This window comes from Amycolatopsis kentuckyensis (assembly GCF_002155975.1).
In the GTDB taxonomy this organism is placed as follows: domain Bacteria; phylum Actinomycetota; class Actinomycetes; order Mycobacteriales; family Pseudonocardiaceae; genus Amycolatopsis; species Amycolatopsis kentuckyensis.
Genome location: NZ_MUMI01000834.1, coordinates 1 through 3,060, shown reverse-complemented (window position 1 = coordinate 3,060; position 3,060 = coordinate 1). Strand labels below are relative to the sequence as shown.

Below are 3,060 nucleotides of genomic sequence, written 5' to 3'. Positions count from 1 at the left end.
GCCGGCCGGGGGAGCGGCTCGCCGAACTCGCGGCCGAGCTGGCCGACGAACGGCGGCGGCTCGACCTGCTCGACGGCGGCGGTGACCCGCTGACCGCCGTCCGCGCCGTGTTCTCCTGGTCCTACCGCAACCTCGCGCCCGACGCGGCGCGCGTGTTCCGGCTCTGCGGCCTGCACCCGGGCCGCGACCTGACGCCGCCCGCGCTGGCCGCGCTCGCCGGCGTCCCCCTGCCGGAGGCCGAACGGCTGGCCGGGGCCCTGGTCCGCGCCCACCTCGCGCAGCAGACCGGCGACGACCGCGTCCAGCTGCACGACCTGCTGCGCGTCTACGCCGCCGAGCTCGCGGCCGAGGACCCGAGCGAGAGCCACGAGGCACAGCAACGGCTGTTCGACTTCTACGTCTCCTCGGCCGGGCAGGCGATGGACGTCGTCCTGCCCCAGGAACGGCACCTGCGGCCGCGCGTGCCGGACCCCGAGGTCAAGGTGCTCGACGCGCCGGCGTGGCTGGAGGCCGAGCGGCGCAACCTCCTGGCGGTCGCCGCGCACGCGACCCGGCACGGCTGGCCGGACCACCTGCGGCTGCTGTCCGGGATCCTGTGGCACTACCTCGACGTCGGCGGCTACCACGAGGAAGCGCTGGTGCTGCACACGCACGCGTCCGCGCTGGCCCACCACACCGGCGACCGGGCGGCCGAGGCCGAGCCGCTCATCCTGATCGCGCTCGGCCACTGGCGGGTCGGCCGGTCGCCGGAGGCGCTGCGGTACCTGGAGGAGGCGCTCGTCCTGGCCCGCGAGACCGGCGACTGGCGCACCGAAATCCACTCGGTCAACACCCTGGGGCTCGTGTGCCGCGCACTGGGCCGCTTCGCCGACGGGATCCGGTACTCGACGGAGGCGCTTGCGCTGGCGAGGAAGACGGGCGACCGCACCAGCGAAGGCCTGGTCCTGGTGGTGCTCGGCTGTTCCTGCCGCGGCATCGGCCGGTACGGCGAAGCGATCGGCCACCTCGAAGAGGCCCTCGCCCTGGCCCGCGACACTGCCGACCGCACGAGCGAGGGCTACGCGCTGGTCAACCTGGGCGACTCGCTGTCGGCGCTGGGCCGGCACGACGAAGCGGTCCGGGTCCTGGAGGAAGGGCTGGGACACCTGCGCGCGATGGGCGTCCGGGTGAGCGAGGGGTACGCCCTGGGCATCCTCGGCGACGTCGAGCACGCGCGCGGCCGGTACGCCGAAGCCGCGGCGCACCTGGAACGGGCGCTGGAAATCGCGCAGGAGACGGGAAGCCCGCCCAACCGCGGTATCGCGCTGAAGCACCTGGGCGACGTGCGGCTGGCGCAGGGGCGGCACGCGGAGGCGGCCCAGCACCTGGAAGAGGCACTGAGCCTGGCCCGCGAGTGCGGTGATCGCGGCGTGGAATCCCGCGTGCTCAACAGCCTCGGCAGCCTTTCGGCCGCTCGCGGCGCCTCTTCGGACGCACTGCGCTACCACCGCGAAGCCCTGGCCGTGGCGAAGGAAACGGGCTGCCGTCCCGAACAGGGCCGGGCCCACTGCGGGCTCGGTGAAGTCCACTGTGGACTCGGTGACCCGGAGGCCGCGCGTTCGCACTGGGAACGCGCGCTGGCCTGCTACGCCGGGGAGTGCGTGCCCGGCGCGATCCGGGTCCGGAACCACCTGACGGCCCTGGAACGCGTCGTGGGGTGATCGGGTTCGCGGGCCGCGAGATCCGCTTCGAGCCGCTGGACGTCCCGGTCGACGACGTCGGTGCTGCCCGCGAGCCGGGGCCGGGGCTTCACGGCCTGCTCCCGGTGGCCTTGAAGAACGTGTAGTGGAAGGTGCCGTCTTCGCGGGTGGTCCGGTGCAGGTCCGTGACCCCGCGGTCCCAGCGCTCCTGCGTGCTCAGCCCGCGGGCGACGGCGGTTTCGCCGACGCCTTCGACCATCGCGGTGAAGGTGTCGCGGGTGAACCCGGTGACCAGATCGGGCCGGGACGCGTCGGCGTAGACCGTGCGCGGTTCCACGGTGACGTCGCCGAATCCGGCGCCGGCCAGCAGCGGGTACAGGCGACGGCCGATGAGCGCGTCGCCGCCGGCCTCGGCCTGCAGCCGGACGAGGCAGTCGATCGCGGCCTGGGCGTGCTCGCTGCGCGGGTGGAAGAACGCCGAGCCGTGGTCGCCCTCGATCACCGTGATCGTGCCGCCCGGCCGCAGCAGCGTCTTCAGGTGCGCGAGGGCCTTCTCCGGCTCCGGCAGGTGTTCGAGCAAGAAGCAGACGAAGACGTGGTCGTACTCGCCGTCGAGGTCGAACAGGTCGGCCTGCCGGAAGTCGACGCCTTTGACCCGGGTTCGCGCCTGGTGCAGTGACGCTTCGGAGACGTCGACCGCGGTCAGGTGCGCGCCCGGGCTGCGGGCCGCCAGGTGAACGGTCTGGGCGCCGACCCCGCAGCCGGCTTCCAGCACGCGGCTTCCAGCCGGATAGGCCGTCCCGGCGTGCAGGAGCTCGGCGAGGGTGTCGGCCTGGTCGCCGAGGCGGCGGGTTTCGGGTTCGGTGTATCCGTGCACGTAAACGGTGTCCATGAGCCCCAGCGTGCTGCGAGAATGGTCCGATGGACAGAGCCAAAACAGCGTTCTCGGAGTGGTCCATAGGCTCGGACTTCCTCCAGCTGGACGTCCGCGAGGCACCGCCGGGCGGGCTCGCGGACTGGCTCGCCGGGCAGCTGCGCGCCGCGGTCGCCGACGGCCGGCTCCCGGTCGGCGGCCGGCTGCCCGCGTCCCGGGTGCTGGCCGCCGAGCTGCGCGTGTCGCGGGGCGTGGTCACCGAGGCCTACCAGCGGCTGATCGACGACGGCCACGCGGCGGGCCGCGGCCGCGCGGGCACGGTCATCGTCGCCGCGCCCGTGCTGCCGCCGTCCCCTTCGCCGGACCGGCTCTCCGCCTCGGCGGTGATCACGCCCCGGCCCGGGGTGGACGTGTTCGACGCGGTCCGCGCGGCGCCGGCCCGGATCGACCTCACCCCCGGCGTCCCGGACCTGACGGCGTTCCCGCGGGCGGCGTGGCTGCGCGCCG

The 3,060-nt window shown here is 74.4% G+C and carries 3 protein-coding genes; 2 read left to right on the top strand and 1 reads right to left on the bottom strand.

Annotated elements, in window-relative coordinates; all coding sequences use genetic code 11:
* Positions 1 to 1,700, top strand: a 1,700-nt coding sequence (locus CCN39_RS48485; RefSeq protein WP_143264499.1) for a tetratricopeptide repeat protein, incomplete at its 5' end; no start/stop codon positions are given.
* An 88-nt stretch (positions 1,701 to 1,788) separates the two neighbouring features.
* Here CCN39_RS48485 and CCN39_RS48480 read toward each other — a convergent pair.
* The gene (locus tag CCN39_RS48480; RefSeq protein ID WP_086853977.1) at positions 1,789 to 2,571 is read right to left on the bottom strand and encodes a class I SAM-dependent methyltransferase; all 783 of its coding nucleotides are present in this window, start codon (positions 2,569 to 2,571) and stop codon (positions 1,789 to 1,791) included.
* A gap of 29 nt (positions 2,572 to 2,600) precedes the next feature.
* Here CCN39_RS48480 and CCN39_RS48475 point away from each other — a divergent pair.
* On the top strand, positions 2,601 to 3,060 hold a 460-nt coding region (locus tag CCN39_RS48475; RefSeq protein ID WP_143264498.1), incomplete at its 3' end, for a GntR family transcriptional regulator.

Bases quoted from the DNA above. Each gene is read 5' to 3' on its own strand.
- CCN39_RS48480 (WP_086853977.1), bottom strand. From the start codon at position 2,571: ATGGACACCGTTTACGTGCACGGATACACCGAACCCGAAACCCGCCGC.